Here is a 21,521-nt window from a genome sequence, read left to right on the forward strand (position 1 = left end):
ATGGAAATTAATTTTTGTCTCATTTACCCATTTGAATGTACTTAATTGCTTATTAATGTAAAATTAACTTCGTGGGATAGATTTGTTAGTATAGAAATGAAAACACTACTGGATTGAACAAACAATTCACGTTACAATACGAATTTGTATGAATTATATACTACAAAAATTACCAATCAAGCACTCCTATTTTTTATTGATTTCAATAATCATTTGGCTCTTGGGATCTACAGGTGCTTACTCACAAAACGTCGTTCAACATCTTTCTTCATATGATCCATCAACTATTGTTGTCGATGAACTCAATAATGTTACAGAATGGAAAGATATTTCAGGAAATGATTTCCATGCTACCACATATTTTGGTCAAGCAGTTTACCCTTCACTTATGTCATCTTATTCTGGTGTTACTGGAGTAGATTTTGGGTTGGAACGTTCCGGACTCACACTCTTATCAAAAGAGGAGGCTGCCAACGTATTCGATTTTGATGGAGCAGCAAGTGCCAATACAGGGTTTAGTGTTATGGTCGCTTTTCAGATTGAGGAATACCACAATAATTGGAGTGATCTGATCGGTAATACGTCTAATAATGCTAATGCAGGGTTTGGTATTCGTTATGGTACAGATGGAGAATTTCAAATTTTCCTAGGCGGACAAGTAGTTAATATTCCTGGGGCAAAAGCTCGATTAAATCATTCTATTGTTGTGGCATGTAATTATGATGCAGCGTCAGGAGAATTAACATTTTGGGACTCTCAAAACTTATTAACTCATCAGGTAAATGTAGCGAAAGCCAACTTTAATTTTGATCAACTTTATCTAGGTTCTTTTACTAATGGGAATCGACAAGTGAAAGGCATGGTTGGTGAGGTAAAAATATACAATAAAGTATTAGCGGATGCTGATTTTAAATTGGAATACAGTAAAATGCGAGATGTTTGGCATAAGTTTATCTTACCAATTGAAGTAATAGGTGCTGAGCAATTAGTAGAACACAGGTCTTTTCATCTATCCTCAACGGAGGTTCAAGAAGCAAAAAAGATCTGGTTGCAGATTAATAATTTGAGTTATGAAAATAAGGTATCCGTAAAAGTAAACGATGGTAGTTGGTACGATCTAAACCACTCTTCTGTAGATATGGCATTGCAAGCAAAAGCAAGAGGCGGTATGCAGCATGGAGGTTACAACACGATCCATCTTACAATTCCTGCCAATGGTTTCATGGAAGGCCTTAACACTGTTTACTTTAGATTTAATAGATCGGATGCTATCTCAAATGGGTTTAGAGTAGTGAAGTTTAACCTTCAAGATGCAAACAAAGAAAATCTATTACCAGAAGATTTTTTCTATGATGACGACCCTGAGTTTTGGGTTGGACCATATACAGATGATAAGTCTATAAAAGAAGGTGAAGAACTATGGAGAGAAGGGGCATTATGGTCTAATTATTTAAAAGAGGATACTAAAGGTTTCTGGTATGGATATGAGTTATTGCCTCATGCTCCAATTCAAGCTACTTGTGCTGATTGTCATACTCAAGATGGTAGAGACCTTGAACTTTTCTCTTATTCGAATAAATCGATTATTGAACGTTCGGTATTTCATAACCTTACAGAAGATGAGGGAAGAAAGATCGCTTCATATATCAGATCTCTAAAAGATAAAAGTGAAAATATTAATCGTCATGGTAGACCTTGGAATCCACCTTATCAACCAGGACCTCAGTTAAAAGGGAAATCAATCGAATATTGGGCTGCAGGTGCAGGTTTAGAAGCAGTGTTGGAGAAAGATGAAGATATGCTGCCTTATATGTTCCCAAATGGAGTAAATAAAAACAGTGTTCAAGAATATTTTAATCAGGATACTGGAGAAGATAGAACCACCTTACCGTTAGCACTTCAATTCCCCGATTGGAAACATTGGTTACCTATGATTCACCCAAAAGATGCTTTTACAAAAGGGACTTTGTATGAGGATACTTATAAGAACCGAGAGGAATATAAAAACTCACAAGAAAGTCTTCTTAACCCGGAAAAAGGGATAGAGATTATCCGAGAAATGATAGAATCTCTACCAAAGAAAGGTGATGGAAAAACCGTAGATATGTCTGCATTAACAGATAACCAATTAGCTGAATTTAGAGAGGCTCATGAAGTATTCAGGTATAATTTCAGATTCTTCCAGTCTCAGGGTGGAGGAGAGACCAATCATTGGCGTTCTAAAAAAGGAAATGGACTAGATGCTTTGGACGATAATGTTCCACAGGAGTTTGCCGCGACAAGTATGGCAAGGCTTATGGCCGTTAAAAACTTTGAGATTATGCAAGAATTCAATCTTCAAGATCAGGCACAAGATTATATTTTATCAGAAGATAACCCTAATCAGCGTCAGTGGTTTCATGGATTGTCGAAGCATGTTTTTGAAGTTCCAGCCCATATTACGGGATGCTTGGATGGTGATTGTCAGACTTTCGGTACACAGCCAGAAGAAACTGGGCAATTTGAGTCTACTTCATGGTATCATCTTCAAGCGATTTTAGCAGGTGGAGAAGGTTACCAATGGTGGAATGGACCTGTGGATTACAATTATCAGCCGATGTTTATTCTAAGGAGTTCGAGATCATCTAATTTATTCCAACCGTTAAGGTATTACCATTCTTTGGGGACATTATATAAAACCAAAACTTGGTCGGGAGACCTTACACCGAATGATGGCATGGGCTTTAGAATTAGAGTACAAGGCCCTTGGTATTTCTTTGGAAAAGAAGGCGATGGAGGAAAAAACAATTTACATGGATTTGAACCTGGTTTCTGGCCAAGTTTATTAGATGAGATTGAGCCAGGCTTAGCAAAATGGGTATTGGATGCACAACTACGAGAGTTTCTCAAAGCAGTGAGAAAACATGATATTGCCAATTGGCAACGATGGGAACCAGGTATGAACGGATCGAATGTATTAGACCCCATCGAAAAGTCTTCTGTGATTGATGTAACATTATCTAATGATGAGTTTCCCGAAGGAGATGAAGATGAAATTGGTGAACCCCTATGGGCCGATCATATGTATTGGGTAATAGGAGAAGCTATAAAGTTTGGAGTGGATTGTGAAATTATCCGAGAGTTAATAGACTGGAGTGAAGAAGCTTGGCCTAATATTGATTGGTCTTTCGAAATACAACCAAGATTGCAGTTGAAATTAAGTAATAATGCCGAATATTTTAGAGATGTTAGGTATGTAGAAGCCATATTATCGGACGAAGGGAATAACCCTGAATATGTGTGGTATGTGAATGGGCAAGAAATAGAAGCCGATGGCAATAGATTGTTAGTATCAGATTTCACATCTGGAGATATTATCGTTTGTCATGCTACTTCCACTGCTAGTTGCCTTGATCTTTACAGTGCAAAGGATACGATTGGAGTACCTGGAGATTTAAATATTCAGATGAGTGTAAATCAAGGAGATTGGAAGAATATCAATAATATTAATGCATGTATCGACGATCAAATTGATATTAGAGTTGGATTTGATATTGAGCCCCTTTTATGGGTTGATGCATCAACAATTAATGGAATCGAAGACGGTACAAGAGTCACTCAATGGGAAGATCAATCTGAAAATAATAATGATTTAGTCGCTTGGAATACCTCTATTGCACCTAAGTATTCATCGAGCGGTTTTAATGGATTACCAGCGCTTTCTTTTGGAGCAACAGAAAGCAATAGTTTGACAGTTTTTGGGGCAAATGAAACCGATTTCTTGGATGATAACTTTACCATTTTCTTAGTTCAACAGATAGATCCCATAGAAGTGTGGAGCAATACGCTATGTAATAAAAATTCAACAGAGGATGATGGAATGTTTTTTAGGACTTCAGACTCTGGTAAAATGTCAATTGGTGGTGGTAATGTAAACTACTCAAGTAGTGCTTATGGTTTGCCTACTCAAAGTATCAATACGATTACTAGAGAAGGTCAGGAAATGTCTTTATATACCAATGGCTTTAGAGATGTAAAGATTGACATCGACGAGAATGATAAATTGAGTAATAGTGATGCATTGTATCTAGGTCAATTTGGAAGTTCATCGAATCAATCAAGACATCACAAAGGATATATAGCTGAGGTATTGATTTTCGATCGTAAACTAACGACCTCAGAACAAGAAATGATCGAAGGGTATTTGGCTCATAAATGGAATTTGGACTATTCATTAAGTTCAACCAACAGATATAAATTCCATGATCCTTTAGATATTGAAATTACATTACCGACTACAGAAAAGTATAACATGAATAATTCCAAAAGGAGTTTTAGTTATATCGTTGATTCACAAGAAAAATATGGAGAGCTAATTATATCTCCTCAATTTAGTTCTTCATCAGATATTCGTATGCAAGTGATTGATCCCAATACTTTTTATGAAACCTTTGAACAGTTGTCATATCAAGTGAATCATGGGGAATACTTAAAAGGGAATGATGTTGAAGTAGAAGAAGGAGACATCATCACCTTTAGATCTGATATAGATTTCCCTAACGCTTACTATTGGACCTCACCAAGTGGTAAGGAATATTCACAAAATGAGAATCCTTCTTGGACGTCTTCTTTTAATGGTGAAGAAGAAGGGATTTGGGTGCTAAATATTGAAGATGAGAATTGTTTTGAAGCTTCTCAATCAATATCATTTGAAGTAAAAGCAATAGAAAAGATAATAGATGAGGAAGAGGAGGATAAGGAGCCAAATCCTGATGACGATGAAGACAAAGACCCTGAAGAACCAACACCTGGAGATGGTGATGATGACGATAAAGATCCGGACCCTGAAGATCCAAAAGATGGTGATGTAACCGCTTTAGATACAGAAGAGAATTACGTTAAGATTTATCCGAATCCATCTCATGGAAAGTTCAGAGTATCATGCAATTCCAATAGTATTTCGACTATTGTTATCAGTAATTATTTAGGTTTACCCTTGAAAAGTATTTATGTTGATAAAAAATCAATATTATTGGATATACAAACACTAAATCCAGGGGTTTATTTACTAAAAATTCAGTGTGATAATAACGATATAATTTACAGAAAAATCATTAAGTATTAATGGTGTAAAGTGTTGATATACAATAGATAATAGTTGAATTTTTGATAAAAAAATCACTTAATTGTCAAGGAGTTAAGGATTAATTAATGTATAATTAGTGTAGTCTGTACAATTTTGTGTAAGTCAATGATCAACCATCTAGATTTTTTAATAGAATTATTACTGATGAAAAGAAACTTATTCATAACATTATTCATTTACCTAGCAGGTATTACCACTGTAAATGCAACATCAGGAACAGGGGATGATACGAATAAAGGAAAGAAAGGTAAACCCAATATTGTCATTTTTTATACAGACGATTTAGGATATGGTGACCTATCAGTAAATGGTGGATTAACACCTACACCTAACATTGATAAAATATTTACAACGGGGCTTACTTTTAATAATTATAATACACACTGTGTATGTTCTCCTTCAAGGGCTGGAATGTTAACAGGTAAGCATTATGTGAAAACTAACTCAGGGCCAAAAACTGGAGGTGAATTATCGACAGATGAAAAGACATTTCCAGAGACCTTACAGGACAATGGATTTGTGACGGGTGCATTTGGTAAATGGCATAATGGTTCTCCCACTTCTTATGGAGAAAATGAAAAGAAGAATAGCAAAAGGTATCAATTAGGTGCAGGTGTAAACGCACATGGCTTTGATCGATTTGTGGGCTACTACGGTGGTGGCGGAAATTATTTTACTCGTTATTCTAATGTTTATGGTCAAGTATCATGGTATCATGACAAAACTAATAAGCCAAATGAAAAAGGGTACACGACAGATTTAATCACAAAGTATGCTCTAGAATTTATTGAGAAAAATAAAGAGGAGAGGTTCCTAGCTTACATTCCACATGAAGCGATGCACAATCCTCTTCAAGCAAAATATAAGGATATTCAGAGAGTTCCTGAGGCGGTAAAACAGGGTACAGAAATATTATCAGAAGAGGAATATAAAAAGTACTTTAAAGGGAATAAGGCATGGATGAAAATGTCTGAAGAACAAAAGCAAATTGTACGCTCAGCGATGCTTTTAAGTTTGGATGATGCCGTAGGAGAAGTATTGGAATACCTAAAGAAAGAAAATCTGTTAGACAATACCATTGTGATGTTCACTTCAGATAATGGTGCCACTCCAGAAGGAAACAACTTACCATTTAAAGGACATAAACATACTATCTATGAAGGTGGTATACATGTTCCTATGGCGATGATGTGGAAAAATGGAGGGTTGAATAAAGGAAATAAATATGAAGGAGACTTCAATTTCTTAGATATCTATCCAACATTAACATCAATGGTTGGTGCAAAAAGAGATGAAACAATTGCAATAGATGGTAGAGATTTATCAAAATCGATTCTTTCAAATACAGAGAATGCAGCTACTGTTCAACAATGGGTTTGGACTGGTGAAGGTGCAGTAAAAGAGGGAAATTGGAAATTGATCTATAATCCACAGGAGATTCAACTTTACGATCTTAGTAAAGATTTAAAAGAAGAAAATAACTTAGCAAGTCAATATCCTGAAAAGGTAGAAGCAATGAAAAAATTGCATATCGACTTCCTAAGAGCAAATACCATTAACCCTTCTTATTTACCGACTGATCATTTACCAAGTGCAACGGCCGAGGCAAAGCCTGATGGTGAAGTCTTAGAATTTTTTATCGAACAAACTGCTGCCGTTAAAAGTGGAAAAGATATTATGAGGTTTGCTTTTGCAGAAGGATACGATAAAATGAAATATACTATCGAACCTGGCGATGTTGTGGAATACGATATCATGGTGGCTGAAGATGGTATGAATGAAGGCTTCTTTTATTCTCCAACTAGTACATGGAAAGTATTGTTTGCTAAGTCTGGTTATGACCAATACGGAAGATATCAGAAAAAAGGTCCTGGAGTGAAAGCAGGTAAAGGCAAATGGGAACATAGAGTGATTGGTATTGGAGAAGCAACTCCACAAAAACTCTCTTACAATATGATGTCATTCCAATCTAGAAAGCCAGGAACGTATCACTTCTATATTGATAATCTGATTGCTCGAAAGGCCGATGGTACCGTAATTACCTTATGGTCTAGTGGAAAAGATACCATCAAAAGATATAAAGAGAAGCCGTTTATGAAGAACCGTAAAGAGAATATCTTTAAAACGGTACAGGTACAATCTGTTGAATTAGGCTCTATTCAATAAAAAATCAAAAGATATATTTTTAGAAAGGGGGGAGTAGAAAACTACTTCTACTACTCCCTTTATTTTTCTTCAACTATTTAAAATACATGCTACTGTATTGCCTCTTTGTTATGCCCAAAAATTGGTAGAAATGAGTGAAATGACCGACATCAAGACACAATAGGGATAACAATTTTAAAAGCTAACAAAGACAATCCGATAGCAAGCAAATAATAAAAGTTATGAAAAAACTCAATACACTAATTTTTATTTTCTTTGCCATAACAAGTTCATTATGGGCAAAAGACATTTATGTTAGTAGTGCAGGCGATGATGATTTAAATGACGGAGTAACTCCAGAAACATCATTCAAGACATTTAACAAAGCCTATTCACTGGCTGAATCTGGTGATATTATTTACATCAACGGAACAGTTGATTTTACAGCATCTTTAGCCATTGCTAAAAGTATCACTGTACAAGGCATAAACAATGGTACTTTAGATGCAGGCGGTGTAACTAAATTTTTCAATGTAAGTTTATCTGAAGAGGATGAAATGCCTTACTTCAAACTTATTGATCTTACATTAAGAAATGGTAATGGGGAGTACAATACAGAAGGATCGTATAACATTGGTGGAGCCGTAACTTTCGCTGGTAGTGCAAGTCCAGTTATTGAAGTGATCAATTGTACTTTTGATCAAAATACAACAGCCAACAACGGTGGTGCAGTAGCAGTTGATGGTGGTATGGTATCTTTTGATGGTTGTACATTTACCAATAACTCTACGACGGGTCCTGCAGAAGACAGTAATATGGGTGGTGCAATGGCGTTAAGCCAGGATGCCCAGGTGGTGATCAAAAACTCAAGATTTGTAAGTAATACAAGTTCTTACGATGGTGGTGCTATCTTCTTTAACTCTAATAACGGTGAGATAAAACTTACGATCTCTCAATCTTATTTTGCTTCAAATACTGCGGTAAATAACGGTGGTGCGATTGGTGTAATTGCAAACAAAAAAAATCCATCATCTGTTAAGATTATAAATTCAACATTGTATAACAATAGCGCAGATAATAACGGTGGTGCTGTAAGTATTGCTTCTACAGGCACAGGTTCATTAGAGCTAATCAACGCAACTGTTTACGGAAACATTACAACAAATAGTTTCGGACAAGCAGGTGGTTTAAGAGTAAATAATGTTAACTACATTACGAACCTATACAATACGATTCTTTTTGAAAATGTATACTCATCAGGTGAAACAATAGTTGAATCAGATCTTCAGGTAACCTCTCCAGTAAATGTTTATACTTCAATTATTGGTGCTGCTGATAAGAGTGAAGTAGAAACAGAAGGGTTGTTTACCATCGATGAACTCTCTCTTGTAGGAAAAAATAATAGTGGAAATAATATTATTGACAAGGCTGAACTTACACTTACTTTAGATGCAGAAAAAGAAGTGATGACATTTTCTGGTGATGCAGTAGCTGTTGGTCTAGGTAAAGGAGAGTACTTACAAGATGAACCGAATGACTTCGTATTTGATCAGTTGGGAAATATTAGACCAAATACAAATGGTATGATCGATGCTGGTGCTTACCAAATGGATGCTCAAGAAGTAACAGATCCGGTATCGCCAATAATTACAGCCTCTAATGTAACAGGTACTACAGCTGATTTGTCATGGACAGCAGCAAATGCGTTCGTATCGAAATATGAAATTTATGTAGATGAGGAATTGATCGATGAAACAACATCACTTACTTATCAATTAACTTCATTAGATGAATATACTTCGTATGATGTTAAGGTAATTGCTTATGATGTATTTGGTAAATCAAGTCAAGGAACATCAAACATTATGACTTTAGATGAAACCTTACCTTCTTTTACTCCAGCGTTAACATCATCAGCTATTACTGAAACAGGTTTTACTGTAACTTGGTCAGCTGCTACAGACGATGAATCGGGGTTAAAAGGATATATTCTATCGATCGATGATGAAGAAATGGAAATTGGTGCAGAGGTCACTTCTTATGATTTCTCAGAATTAACAACCAATACAGAATATGCGATAGCAATTAAAGCGGTAGATAATGCTGATAATGCTACAGATTTCTCATCGATTGATGTGACAACTACAGACGAAACTGCCCCAACAGCACCGACAAGTTTATCAGCTTCAGAAGTTCAATCTTATTCTGCAGTAATCAAATGGACGGCTTCAACGGATAATGATGTAGTAGATCACTATATCCTAAAAGTAGGTGATGCTGAATTCAACACAATGACGGCAGTAACGGAATATACTTTAGAAGAATTAACGCATTCAACGGATTATACAGTAACTATCGTGGCTGTAGATGCAGTAGGTAACGTTTCGGAGGAAAGCGAAGAACTATCATTCCAAACGATTATTCCTATTCCAACAGTGCCAGAAGACCTTACAATAGTGGCTGATAAAACAACGGCAGAGATTTCTTGGAGTGCTTCAACACACATCATGGATGTAACTTACGTAGTCGATATCGATGGAGAAGAAGTGGAAACGTCAGAAACTTCTCTTTCACTAACTGAATTAACAGAAAATACAGAGTATACTGTAAAAGTAAAAGCAGTAGACACAAATGATGTAAGTTCTGAATTTAGCGAATCAGTATCTTTCACAACATTATATTCTGCACCAACTACTCCAGCAGACGTAGCTGTTTCGAATGTATCTTATACAACTGCTTCAGTATCTTGGACAGCTTCAACTCATATCCTAGATGTTACTTATACGGTGACAGTAGGTGAAATGGAGTATACTACAGCTGAGACTTCATTGGACTTGACAGGATTAGCTCAAGGAACAGAATATGATGTAACGGTACAAGCTGTTGATGAAAACGATATTGTTTCTGAGACAAGTGCATCAGTAGCTTTCACAACGATGATTGATTACCCTTCTACACCAGCGAATATTACTGTTTCTGAAGTAAATGAGACTTCAGTGACTATCACTTGGGATGCGATCACTCACTCTTCAGATTTCGATTATGTTCTGACATTTGGTGAGACAGAAATGACGGTAGAAGGAACATCATATACAGTAACTGATTTGGATGAAAATACATCTTATGACTTCACATTACATGTTGAAGATGAATATAACTTCAAGTCTGAGGTAAGCGAAGTACAAAGTGTGTTAACGACTTACTTTGCTCCGGTAAGTCCATCGGAAATTAAAGTAACAGAGATTACAGTAAACTCAGCAACAATTTCTTGGACTGCACCACTACATGCTTTTGAAATCTCTTATGTGATTACAATGGGAGAGCAAGAATACGAAACTTCAGCAACATCATTTACTTTTGAAGAACTAACTGAAGCAACAGATTATTCATTTACAATTAAAACAGTGAATGAAAAAGAGGAAGCATCAGAAAATAGCGATGCCGTAACATTCTCTACTTTATCTGCTGAACCTTTAAGCTTAGTAGATGATTTAAGTGCTCTTGTGAAGGCATTCCCGAACCCTTCTGTATCAAAAATGACTATTCAACTTCCTTCTCATTTACAAGGAACTTACTATGTGAGTGATCTTAATGGTCGTAAAGTTGAAGTAGGAAATTTAGATACTAACCAATTCAATTTATCATTACCTAGTGGTATGTACATCTTGAACATTATCACAAATGAAAAGGCTATTGTGAAGAAAATCAGCTTCCAATAGAAAACTTTCACTCTTTAACAATAGGTACGATAAGCTGCTATTCTATGTATAGAGTAGTGGCTTATCTACATTATTATACCAACTGCTGTAACGACTAAAAAATTAATAAAAGGAAAGCAGATACCATTAATTAAGTACTATTTAACGATGCATTAATCATCTATTTGCATCACAAGATACCTTTGAAGTAAACAATGTGTGATGAAAGAAAAACTAAGAATGAGAATCGATAAAAAAATTATAATATCAGGAATAGCAATATTGTCATTATTAAGTTTGTTGAGTTTGCAGCTTCAACCTGATGAAGAAGTAGACTTTGTAGATTATATAGATCCAACAATAGGTAATGTTGCTCCATTTCTTGTACCCACTTATCCAACAACACATTTGCCAAATCAGATGTTAAGAACTTTTCCAGTTAGAAAAGACTACTTATCTGATGAAATTAAAGCTTTCCCTCTACATGTTTACATGCATCGTAATACAGGATTGTTTCATTTAAAAGTGGCTGCAAATAATAAAGCATCATTACGTAATCAGTCGATGATTATCGATCATGATCTAGAAAAATATCAACCTTGGCATTTTACTACTTTTCTTATCGAAGACAATATCAGAGTTAGTTTTACTCCTTCTGATAAGAGTGGTATTTATAAAATAGAGTTCCCAAAAGGAGAAAAAGAATTAATGGTGAAGGGTAAAGGTAAAATGGATGTAGAGGTAATGAATGCCAATACATTTGTCTTGACTGAAACCATCTATAACGAAGAACGAGGAGTGGGAGCGGATACTCTTTCTATGGAAGTTTATGCCTATATGGAATTAGTAGATGAGGATGCCCAACCTGTAAAGCTGAAGCAAAGTTCAAACAATACATCTATGCTTTCTCTTACATCAACTACTGATGCTCCTGAAACTGTTTATGTAAAATATGCGGTTTCTTATGTAAGTAAAGAACAAGCGCGTGATAACTTTAAGAGAGAGCTAAAAGGTAAGACGTTTGATATTGTACGTTCACAGGCGAAGAAAGCTTGGCAAAAGGCAATTAACCAAGTTAAAGTGGAAGGTGGAACTACCGCACAAAAGAGAACTTTCTATACTTCTTTATACCGTACTTATGAAAGAATGGTAGATATCAATGAATATGGGAAATATTATAATATCTATGATGGAAAAGTATATTCATCCAACCGACCTTATTATGTAGATGATTGGGTTTGGGATACCTATAGAGCTACTCATCCTCTCAGAACGATCTTAAATCCTGAACAACAAGGTGACATGGTGCAGTCTTATGTTCAAATGTATCAACATAGTGGATGGATGCCGACATTCCCTCAAGTGTTTGGTAACCATATGTGTATGAATTCCTACCATACTTCTTCTATTATTCTGGATGCATTAAATAAAGGTATCACAAATTTTGATCATCAACTTGCTTACGAAGGTATTCAGAAAAACCTTACAGAAGGAACGTTCTTACCTTGGAGACAAGGTCACAAAAAAGGATATATCGATGACTTTTTCCTTAAGGAAGGTTACTATCCAGCACTAAAACTTGGAGAGAAAGATACCATTAAGAATGTGGACAATTTCGAAAAGAGACAACCTGTTGCAGTGACTTTAGGGATCTCATTCGATTTTTGGGCGTTAGGTGGAATTGCAGAATATCTTGGAGATGTAAAGAATAGCAAGGAATATTACGCTTACTCAAAGAATTACAAAAACCTTTGGAATGATAAACTTCAATTATTTATGCCAAAGGATAGTGAAGGGAACTGGATTAATATCGATCCCAAAAATGGGGGAGGTCTTGGATATAGAAATTACTTTGATGAAAATAACGCTTGGACGTATGCTTGGGATGTTCAACAAGATATCTCGGGGCTTATACAACTTTTAGGAGGTAAAGAAAAAGCAGAACAACGCTTGGATCAACTTTTTAGAGAACCGTTAGGAATGAGAAAAGCAGCATTTTATGTGAATGGAGCAAATTCTACAGGAATGGTGGGTCAATTTTCTATGGGTAATGAACCTTCATTTCATATTCCATACTTATACAATCATTTTGGTGTACCTTGGAAGACCCAAAAGAGAACAAGATTTTTGTTAGACACTTGGTTTAAAGACAACATTTTTGGTATCCCTGGAGATGAAGATGGTGGGGGAATGACAGCCTTTGTGGTGATGACTTCTTTAGGCATTTATCCGGTAACACCTGGTCTACCTTATTATGATATCACTAGCCCAATTTTTGAAAAATCTTCTATTGAATTGAAAAATGGTAGAATTTTTGAAATCCATGCAAAGGGATCATCAAAAGAGAAAAAATATATTCAACAAGCCTTCTTAAATGGGGAGGAAATTAATGAACCTTTTATTAAACATGATGATATTATGAAAGGTGGAAAACTCGAATTAATTATGGGTGAATTACCGAATAAGGAATGGGGAACTGATGGGAGCCGTACTCTTACGCTACATTAAGAGTAAGAATTGTATTTAAGTATTGAGTAGTTATGAAAAATATTCGATAAATTTAAATGTATTTTTTACGTTATTATCCCGATTAACCAGCAAATTAATTCCAAATTAATGTCTAATTAGCAAAAATTTTGGACTTACACCCATATTTGCTTTATCCGAAATGAATGAACTTTAAAAACAAATTTTGCTATATGAAACGAAATGTACTATTACTTTTCTTGAGCTGCCTTTCAATCTCAAGTCTATTTGCAAAAGATATTTACGTAAGTAATAGCGGAAATAATTCCAATGATGGCTTAACTTCTAATACGGCAGTTGCTACTCTAAACACAGCATACGCGTTAGCAGAAAATGGGGATGTGATTTATCTGAATGGAACAATCACACACTCTCAAGCTTTTTCTGTAGAAAAAAATATTACAATCATAGGTCAAAATAATGCGACCTTGGATGGAGGTAGTGCGACTAAGTTTTTTAACTACACCAACGTTCAAGATGATGCTTACTTAATCGTTAAAAATGTGACGTTTACCAATGGTAATGGAATGTTTAATACCACTCAAGAAACAGGTGGAGCTGTTTGGGTAAGCGGTAGTGGTGAAGTGACTTTTCAAAAATGTAATTTCACAAATAACTCTACTGTTCATGACGGTGGAGCGATTGCTGCAGAAATTGAAGGAACTTTGAATCTTTTATCATGTAAAATTACGAATAATACTACTTTCGTTGATGATGCATTAGGAAACGGAGGAGCAATCGTTGCAGGGATAGGTGGAAATACTGTCAATTTAAATATATATGAAACGTTAGTACAAGATAATAAGTCGAACCGTCAGGGTGGGGCGATGTACATTTACGGTGCAGTATTTACTCATATTAGAAATAGTACTTTTTACGGAAATAGATCAAGCACTCAAGGAGGAACTATCAACGTTGTATCTAACTCTGAGGCATCCACACGTTTTGATAATGTGACGATGACTTTTAATGGTAATGCTAATAGTGTGAAAAACTGTGGTGGACTTAGAAGTAGTAATGCCAATCACGAGTTCATCATTAATAACTCCATTATTCATGGAAACTTAAGTAAAGTTCAAAATGATGGTACTGGAGATCCATCAGATGTCAATTTTGTAGAGTATAAATCAATAGAGATTAATTCATCAATTATTGGAAATTTTGTTAGTGGATTAACAGAAGATATAGTAAACGATGGAAGAGTTTTATTTGGTAATGAAGAGACTAGACCAGTGATTGAGCTGTTGCCTATTGATGACAATGGTATCGTATCTTTCCCAGATCATAGTGTCGCAGCAAATTATGGTGATCCTTCAATCGTCAAAGCAGATAACGATCACCCTTATTTAGTAGATCAGTTAGGAATGATTCGATCAAAACTATCAGGATCTATTGATGTTGGTGCTTACCAAAGAAATGGTAGGGTAGCCGTTGAAGATCTAATACAAGATGAGACCGCACCTGAACAACCAGAGAATGTCAATTTTACAGAAATATTAGATACCGCTTTAGAATTAGAATGGGATGAAGCTATTGATGATGTAGCTACAGAATATTATACGATAGCTATTAACGATGAAGATCCAGTGATCACGAATGAAATGTCGATGAGATATACTGAATTGGATATGGATACTGAATATAAGTTTACCATAGTAGCTTATGATTTCTCAGGAAAATCATCGGAACCATTAGAATTCTATCAATTTACTGATAAGCCGATTGTTCCACTAGTTCCATATAATCTCGCAGCTGTTGAGGTATCTGGTAATTCAGCAACGATTACTTGGGAGGTCGAAAGACATAAAGGGCTTATTTATGAGTTAGATGTGTATGGACGTTGGTATGAAACAGAAGATCTATCTTTTGAATTAACAGACCTGATTCCAAACAAGGAATATATCGTAGTCATTCGAACAAGAACAAAAGAAAGTAATCAACTATCAGAGTATAGTGAGTTATTTAGTTTCACTACTGGCGATGAGGTTCTTTCATTAGATAATCATGCAATCCAACTTAACGCTTTCCCTAACCCTACATCACATACCATGAACTTTGAGGTGAATGCCTCTCAATCGGAGTATGTTGTGTACGACTTAACAGGAACTGTTGTGGCAAAAAGTGAAGTTTTTGGAAATACATTTGAATTGTCCCTACCACAAGGTCTGTATATTATTCAGATCACTTCTGGAGAGCATAGTATTTCAAAGAAGATAATATTCGATTAGAAAAAGTAAGTTTATATTACAGAGAGCATTGAGGCTACCTTTTATTGGAGGTAGCCTCTTTTTTTTATTATCATGTTTGATATCAATATCAAGAATTAGGTTTATTGGAACAACACTTACAATAACGAGTTTTACTAAACTCTTGAGCGGTTGCGTCACCCGAACTTTGAATTTTAACTGTTATTGTGGGGTGTTTATTTTTAAATAAGCTTAATTAATTTACCAAGTGTCCATTGTAATTCATCTTGTTCTGATGCATAATTTAAAACTTTATCTACCCCATTATATTCTGAGATATTAAAACCTTCTTCAATATCATTATACCAAATAGAATACTCTTGATAAATTGCAACTACCCAAAAGCCTTCAATATCGTAGCCATATTCATCTTCCTTCCATTTTTCAGGATTAATGGATATTACCTCCCACAATTCCTTTTCTGAAAGACTCATCTGAGATACACCTTTTAATATTAGAGTAGACAGTTCTTCTTTTGTAATAGGTTCAAAAGTAGTTTTATTCTGCCCTTCAATATTTATTATATAATCTGATTTACTTCCATTCCAAAAACAGTTTTTACATCTACCATTTTCAAAATCATGATTACATTTTTTATAACCATACAAAATACTTGAACACTCTGAACATAAATGTAACATCTCGGAAGTATCTGAATAATATTCACTGTTACATTCATTACAAATTTTTATTTCTCGTTGCAAAACTTTTAAGCCTCTTATTTATATTAAAGAATTGTATGTAATCTTAGGATAATACACCTCAATACCTACTAAAGTGTAAAAAAATAAGGCTCAAAAATTGAGCCTTATCTTCCATCATCTAATTCTAAGCTATTATATAGAAATTCACTTATTTATCTGTTTTTCGCATATTTTGATTCTAAGTACATGTTCAATAATCTTTGATCAATTTCTGAACTGTCTTTGTATTTTACTCTAAGGTCTGCAAGATCTTTTTTCAGTTGTGTAACTGTAGCTGCATATGCAGGATCATCATAGACATTTCTTAACTCATTAGGATCTTTCTTTCTATCGAATAATTCCCACTCGTCTACATCATAATAATAGTGGATAAGCTTGTACTCTTTAGTAATGATTGCATAGTGACGTTTTACCATATGGATTGATGGGTATTCGTAATAGTGATAGTATACAGCATCTCTATCCCATTCTGCATCATTTCCAGTTAATAATGGCATTAAGCTTTCACCTTGCATATCATTTGGAGCAGCAATACCTGCTGCAGCTAAAAATGTTTGTGCGAAATCTAGGTTTTGAACCATTTCTTCGTTTGTAATTCCGGCTTTAATTTTATTTGGCCAACGGATTAATAATGGTGTCTTAAACGACTCATTATATGCAAAACGCTTGTCAAACCAACCATGTTCACCAAGATAGAACCCTTGATCAGAAGTATACACCACTAAAGTGTTGTCTGCTAAATCATTGTCATCTAAATAGTCTAATACTCTACCTACATTTTCATCTACAGAAGCAATTGTTCCTAGGTAATCTTGCATATATCGTTGGTATCTCCATTTCATCAAATCCTTTTTGTCCATTGATGCGTAGTTCTTTTTGAACTCTTCATTAACAGGTTGATAAACGGCATCCCATTGTTTCTTTTGCTCTTCAGTCATACGATCTCTTTCTTTGTTGAAAGCATCATAATCCCAATGTGACCCTTCAGGAATACCCAAAGCTTCCATTGTTTCTGGATATAATTTAGAATCTCCGGCCCAGTTCATGTGCTTAAGGATATTCATTTCTGCAGTATGGGCAGCAGTACCTCTTCCAGCGTAATCATCAAATAAAGTAGAAGGTTCTTTGAAAGTCTTCTTTGTATATTCTTGGTAGTGTTTTGCTTTTGGTAACCATTCTCTATGCGGTGCTTTATGAAGATACATCAACATAAATGGCTTCTCTTTATCTCTTTCTTTCTCCAACCAATCCAATGTCATATCAGTAACAATATCGGTGACATAACCTGGGTATGTTTTCTTACCTTCTTCCTTAGTAATAAATGTCGGGTTATAATAATGTCCCTGCCCAATTAAGATTTTAAATTGATCGAAGCCTTTTGGATTATTTCCAAAGTGTAGCTTACCAAACATTGCCGTTTGATATCCTTCTTTTTGAAATATCTGTGGGAAGGTAACATTATCTCGATTAAACGGGAAGTTGTTATCTGTTTTACCGTTAATATGTGAGTGTTTACCCGTTAAAATCACTGCTCTAGAAGGAGAACAAATTGAATTGGTTACACATGCATTATTAAATTTTATTCCTTCATTGGCTATACGGTCAATGTTAGGAGTTGTTGTTAGGGTCTTGTCGTATGCACTGATGGCTTGGTAAGCATGATCATCAGACATAATAAATAAAATATTAGGGCGCTCGTTTACCTTTGCTTGGTTCGATTGAGGTTTTGTACCACAACTGAATAATGTTCCAAAAAATAGAAGGTATAATAAGTTGGTATATTTCATTTAATTGAAATTTTTAAAAAATAGAAAACTGAGTAAATCGTCACTTTTGTTCCACTAAAAAATATTGATAGTAGTGCCGTCTGTAACTGATAACAAACGTAGGAACAACTCTTAATTTAAGCATAGTTTAGGGTTAATAACGGATTAATTTGAATTAAAATCCATAATTAGTCGCCAAAAAAGCACTATTTCTAGCATTATTCTTCACAAACCATGGTTTTTTCAATGACCACTAAAAAAATAGATTTTGAATATTTTCAACTGATTGGTGTATATAAATCCATTAAGTTAACGTACCCTAACATTGTGAAAAATTCTAAAAAACACAATCGACTATATAAATTGGGTATCTGTGAAATAATATTCTGTAGTAATCTAAATAGTAAAAATTAATGAAGTGTAATTAAGTTGAATAGTAGAATTTTTTCAAATGCAATCGGTTGAAATGTGATTTTTATTATTATAACATTCCACATACTTTTGAATACTCGAACATATTATTTCAAAATCTATATCATCAATCAGACTTAAATAATCATTAACCTGCTATGTCGAAAAAATACTCATTATCTCTCATTAGGATATTACTTTTGAACCTACTTATTGTATCCTATACTTTTGGCCAGGGAGCTTTGTCTATTGCACTCTCTAATGACGATGGAAGTTCAACTCCTTTATCTAACAATGAAACGATACCATTTGGAAATTTTGGAAACTCAGGGTCTTTTGTTTTCAAAACCATCAAACTAAAAAATACATCGACAACTGAAGCGTTGACAATATCATCATTGGCAACAAGTGGCAGTTCTTCCTTTTTCTTCTATCCAAATACGGATGATTTTACCATCCCAGCTAATGATGAGGCAGATTTAGCTATTTATTACTCGCCAAGTGAGGATATCAGTGCTCAAAGAGGAACGATGACATTTAATACATCAGATAACAATGTTCCTTCATTCACTATTAATGCAGAGGCAAACCAAGATAAAGGGGAATTAGAAGTTACTTCTGATGATTATGTCATTACAAATTACACTATCGATTTGGGCGACGTAAAGCTTGGAGAGACTATATACTTTACGTTAAAGAATGAAAACATTGGAAAAGGGTTTATGTACGTATCTCCTTTATCTAATTTCTCTACAAACAATGAAATCAGTGCATCGATTACTAAAAAACATATTTACGGTAATGGATACTCGTTTAATGATAACCTAACTTTTAAAGCAACGACATTAGGAGACATCAATACGACCTTTGAACAAAAATTAGAGAATGCCAATAAAGACATAATTAAATATATCATTATAGGAAGAGTGGTGTCTGGGAAAGCAGAGGTAAAGTATAATAATGTAGTTGTTGCAAATAATGCAACAATAGATGCAGGCAGAATAAGCTATGCAACTACAGAGTTTGAATTTGATTTAGTGAATACAGGTAATGCACCGTTAAAAATCACAAGTGTTAATATAACGGAGCAGAATGGTGCATTTTCACTACTTAATGGTGGAAATCATGAGACATTACAACCTGCAGAATCAAAAACATTCAAAGTGCGTTTATCACCACAAAGCATTGGTCAGAAAGATGTAACACTTAATTTTTATACAGATGCTTCACCTTTAGACCATGTTAAGGTGAAATTATCGACAGTGGTTGAAGCGGCTATTCTAAGGTTAGTCAATAAAGATAACAATGAAGTATCTAATGCAGCGGGCTTCTTTCTAAAGAAAAACTACAATGGGGAAGTAGTAAATGATGAACTCTATATTGAAAACATTGGCAATATGGATTTAGATATTACTTCTTTTACAGAGGTTTATGATTCTAACCATGAATTAGAACTAAGTTATGTTGGTGGTGTAATCCGACCGAATGAGCAACAAAAGGTAGAAGTGACCTATACTCCAAAAATAAATAGAGTATCACAAACTCAGTTTCCTGTTGAAATTAAATCCAACAATAGAGAGAATAAGGACATTCTTTTACAAATTCATACGCAACATTTCTTCAATGAATCTCAATTGGTGTACAAAGGGAAGCATGTTACGGAGTCCTTCCCAATTATCTTGGGAGAAGTAAATATGAATGACGGTCTTGAGTTTGATTTGGAAGTGAAAAATACTGGTAATCTTCCAATCACTGTGCAAGACTTGAAATTTGAAAATATAGACCAGACTACGTTTGAAATTATTTCTTCACCTAAAGATGAAATTCTACCGAGCACAAGTGGTAAAGTAAAGCTTTATGTGAAAGAAAAAGAGAAAGCACACTTTATCCAAGAAACACTTGTAGTGACGACGAATGATCATGATACTCCAGTACAGAAAGTACAAATTGAGGTAACGATGATTAAAGGAGATTTAGTTGTAACGTACTATAATGACAGTTTCAGTGTTTGGGATGGAGCAGTTATTGATCAGGGTAGTTTAACTTACGATAATAAGTTTTCTAGTGATTATACATTAAAAAATACAGGTAGAGCACCATTAACGCTAAATTCTTTGACTGTAGAAAGTGCCGAAGGACATAAAGTGAGTTTTTCTGGAGTTGACTTCCCGATCACATTACAACCCAATACTTCTGAGACATTGGTTTTGGAAGTGGAAGCGATCCAACCTGGGACTTTCCAATCAAAATTTATTATTAATACGAACGAAACCAACGCTAACATATTTGCTTTCGATTTGGTTTTTGATAACAAGGTACCACAGTTAGAAGTGGTATTTGGTCAGAGTATCGAGAATGGGGGAGTATTGGATTTCGGAGCTACCAATGAATATACGATTGAGCTAAAGAATACAGGAACTGAAATCCTTGAATTAGATAAATTAGAGATCGAAGACAACAGTGAATTTACATTAACATTTGATACGGATGTCACTTTCTTACGTCCGGATGAAACAGTAGAAGTGAAGGTGAACTATAATGTAGCAGATAAAAACGCTGCAAATGGCACTTTAAAAATTTATACAAACGATTTAGATCATGCTGTATTTAGTATTCTGTTAAAAGAAAAGGTGATTACAAGTACAGACGAACTTCCTATTCAGTTTGTCGTCTATCCCAATCCATCTAATGATAAATTCTATATTAATGGGTTAGATAAATCGGTACCTTATCAGCTTTATGATTTCCAAGGTAGATTGATTCAGTCTGAAACAACAAATAGTGCGATCGATGTACATCATCTTGAAAATGGGTTATACTTATTATCCATCAATAATCATCAGCCGATAAAAGTAATTGTCGAATAAGAAACATTTTAGTAGAATTATATAAGTGAAATA

At 34.8% G+C, this 21,521-nt stretch carries 8 protein-coding genes; 6 read left to right on the forward strand and 2 right to left on the reverse strand.

The window, feature by feature from the left end; genetic code table 11:
* Positions 1 to 148 precede the first annotated feature (148 nt).
* The 5 genes from HGP29_RS24455 (at position 149) to HGP29_RS24475 (ending at position 15,722) form a co-directional block, all read left to right on the forward strand.
* Positions 149 to 5,104 carry a T9SS type A sorting domain-containing protein gene (locus HGP29_RS24455; protein WP_168885090.1) on the forward strand — a complete coding sequence of 1,652 codons (4,956 nt, stop codon included), beginning with the start codon at positions 149 to 151 and terminating at the stop codon, positions 5,102 to 5,104.
* Positions 5,105 to 5,269: 165 nt separating this feature from the next.
* A complete protein-coding gene (locus tag HGP29_RS24460; protein ID WP_168885091.1) occupies positions 5,270 to 7,291 on the forward strand; it encodes a sulfatase family protein in 2,022 nt (673 codons plus the stop codon).
* A 221-nt stretch (positions 7,292 to 7,512) separates the two neighbouring features.
* Positions 7,513 to 10,989 carry a fibronectin type III domain-containing protein gene (locus tag HGP29_RS24465; RefSeq protein ID WP_168885092.1) on the forward strand — a complete coding sequence of 1,159 codons (3,477 nt, stop codon included), beginning with the start codon at positions 7,513 to 7,515 and terminating at the stop codon, positions 10,987 to 10,989.
* Positions 10,990 to 11,190: 201 nt separating this feature from the next.
* Positions 11,191 to 13,476: a GH92 family glycosyl hydrolase gene (locus HGP29_RS24470; protein WP_168885093.1), complete on the forward strand. Its 2,286-nt coding sequence runs from the start codon at positions 11,191 to 11,193 to the stop codon at positions 13,474 to 13,476.
* 191 nt (positions 13,477 to 13,667) lie between these two features.
* A complete protein-coding gene (locus HGP29_RS24475) occupies positions 13,668 to 15,722 on the forward strand; it encodes a fibronectin type III domain-containing protein (RefSeq protein ID WP_168885094.1) in 2,055 nt (684 codons plus the stop codon).
* 200 nt (positions 15,723 to 15,922) lie between these two features.
* Here the strand turns inward: HGP29_RS24475 and HGP29_RS28785 are convergent, their stop codons facing one another.
* Positions 15,923 to 16,381 (reverse strand): hypothetical protein, encoded by a 459-nt coding sequence (locus HGP29_RS28785; RefSeq protein ID WP_211093406.1) that lies wholly within the window; start codon positions 16,379 to 16,381, stop codon positions 15,923 to 15,925.
* Between the two features lie 215 nt (positions 16,382 to 16,596).
* Entirely contained in the window at positions 16,597 to 18,231 is a 1,635-nt protein-coding gene (locus HGP29_RS24490; RefSeq protein WP_168885095.1) for a sulfatase family protein, read from the reverse strand.
* 548 nt (positions 18,232 to 18,779) lie between these two features.
* Here HGP29_RS24490 and HGP29_RS24495 point away from each other — a divergent pair.
* Positions 18,780 to 21,488, forward strand: coding sequence for an Ig-like domain-containing protein (locus HGP29_RS24495; RefSeq protein WP_211093407.1), 2,709 nt, complete (start codon positions 18,780 to 18,782; stop codon positions 21,486 to 21,488).
* The last annotated feature ends 33 nt before the right edge of the window (positions 21,489 to 21,521 follow it).

The organism is Flammeovirga agarivorans, assembly GCF_012641475.1.
GTDB lineage: Bacteria > Bacteroidota > Bacteroidia > Cytophagales > Flammeovirgaceae > Flammeovirga > Flammeovirga agarivorans.

Coding starts and splice junctions, on each gene's coding strand:
- HGP29_RS24455 (WP_168885090.1), top strand. CDS start 149: ATGAATTATATACTACAAAAATTACCAATCAAGCACTCCTATTTTTTA.
- HGP29_RS24460 (WP_168885091.1), top strand. CDS start 5,270: ATGAAAAGAAACTTATTCATAACATTATTCATTTACCTAGCAGGTATT.
- HGP29_RS24465 (WP_168885092.1), top strand. CDS start 7,513: ATGAAAAAACTCAATACACTAATTTTTATTTTCTTTGCCATAACAAGT.
- HGP29_RS24470 (WP_168885093.1), top strand. CDS start 11,191: ATGAAAGAAAAACTAAGAATGAGAATCGATAAAAAAATTATAATATCA.
- HGP29_RS24475 (WP_168885094.1), top strand. CDS start 13,668: ATGAAACGAAATGTACTATTACTTTTCTTGAGCTGCCTTTCAATCTCA.
- HGP29_RS28785 (WP_211093406.1), bottom strand. CDS start 16,381: ATGTTACATTTATGTTCAGAGTGTTCAAGTATTTTGTATGGTTATAAA.
- HGP29_RS24490 (WP_168885095.1), bottom strand. CDS start 18,231: ATGAAATATACCAACTTATTATACCTTCTATTTTTTGGAACATTATTC.
- HGP29_RS24495 (WP_211093407.1), top strand. CDS start 18,780: ATGTCGAAAAAATACTCATTATCTCTCATTAGGATATTACTTTTGAAC.